Origin of the sequence: Actinosynnema sp. NPDC023658 (genome assembly GCF_040639995.1) — a bacterium.
GTDB lineage: Bacteria > Actinomycetota > Actinomycetes > Mycobacteriales > Pseudonocardiaceae > Actinosynnema.
In genome coordinates, this window is sequence record NZ_JBFAAX010001041.1 from 1 (window position 1) to 1,415 (window position 1,415).

Sequence of the window (1,415 nt, forward strand, 5' to 3'; positions counted from 1 at the left end):
GTCACCGCTGCATCTATTGCAGTGGGCCATTCGCCGCCGTGAGTGGTAGGGCCTGACCAAGTCGAACGACAAGCCCGGGAGGTGTGACGTCACTGGGACACGGCGTCGCCGGCCCATGCGCTCCCTGAGGGGACGGGACGTTTCGCTGAGCCGAAGCGTGCAGCGCGTGGGACGTTCCGGCATTGGCTCCGCAGCTGACCTCGCGGATCAAGATCGGATCCGGCCTGTGAGGTCTCGGCTTGTCGTGGCCTGACTGGTTATCGCACCCGAGGATTCGCGTCAGGTCGAGAGTGCTTGTCCGTGGGTGTAGGACAGGTCCGTCTGTGCCCAGGGGCAGTGGTCGTAGTCTGTGTAGTCCTCGACGATTTCCTCGTCGGGGACGATGTCGCGTAGTGCGAGGGCCCGGAACGGGTGTGGTGCGCCCACGATCAGCGGGAAACCGCCGTCGGCGCGCTGGACTTCCAGCAGTTGTCCACGCCGGCGTCCATCACGTCCAGATGGCCTTGTGCAGGTCCTTGGAGTCTCGGACGGGAGTTGTCGCTGTCGCATATGGATCTGGGTCCTGGTTTCGGCGAACCGGGCGGGGTGTCGTCGATGCTGCGGTTGGCTGATCCCGCTGGTCGGTTCCGCGGTGGCCGCTGGCAGATCACGCTCGGTCGGTGTGCGCCAGTGTTGCGCGGCTGCCCATGTCGTGCTCAGTTCCGGCTGGACGAGGGAGTTTCGGCATGCCCGGTTGGAGCGGTTGTCTCAGACCGCGGTGACGGCGGGCGCCTCGACCACCTGTCGCAGGACTGGGCCATCTGGGCGGAACCCACACGCCGCTGGTGAGTATGCGGGACTTCCTCGCGCCTTGGCACGCAAACCGAAATCTCCGCACCACCCGGCCCTGCGCCCGCGTGGTGCTCCGCACCATCCGACATGAAGGGCGCCGCGACACGGTCGCACGATCGCGATCAGCGATTCCGCCTTCCATTCAGATGTCCGTGGAGCGACTCGGCCGTCGCAAGCGGCCCGGCCTTGGACGATCCTGGCTGTGATCCGGAGCGAGTCCAGCGTCAGGGTCGGTGGCGCCACTGCAACGTTTCGCACCGGACCTCGCACGTGGCCGTCGGTCAGGGGAGGGTGGCGCCCCCGCGGCCGATGGCGATGATCCGGTCGCGGTACCAGGCCAGGGCGGGGGTCTCCATGGTGCGGTAGTCGTCGACGGGAACGGCCGGTGACCACGCTGTGCGGGTTGCCGGTGTGGGTTCCGTGCCGTCGGAGGTCCTCATGTGCAGCACACCTTCGGAGTCGGGGAACAGGGCGAAGAGTCCTCGTCCGGTGGCCACGACGCGCACGTCGTGCGAGGCGCGCATACCGTCGTAGTGCATGTTCCCGAATCCTTCTGTGCCCTTGGCGATTGACTGTACTGAACC

The 1,415-nt window shown here is 66.7% G+C and carries 1 protein-coding gene; it reads right to left on the bottom strand.

The features are described from left to right. Positions 1-1,112: 1,112 nt before the first annotated feature. Positions 1,113-1,370 carry a hypothetical protein gene (locus tag AB0G02_RS37830; RefSeq protein ID WP_360804605.1) on the bottom strand — a complete coding sequence of 86 codons (258 nt, stop codon included), beginning with the start codon at positions 1,368-1,370 and terminating at the stop codon, positions 1,113-1,115. Positions 1,371-1,415 lie beyond the last annotated feature (45 nt).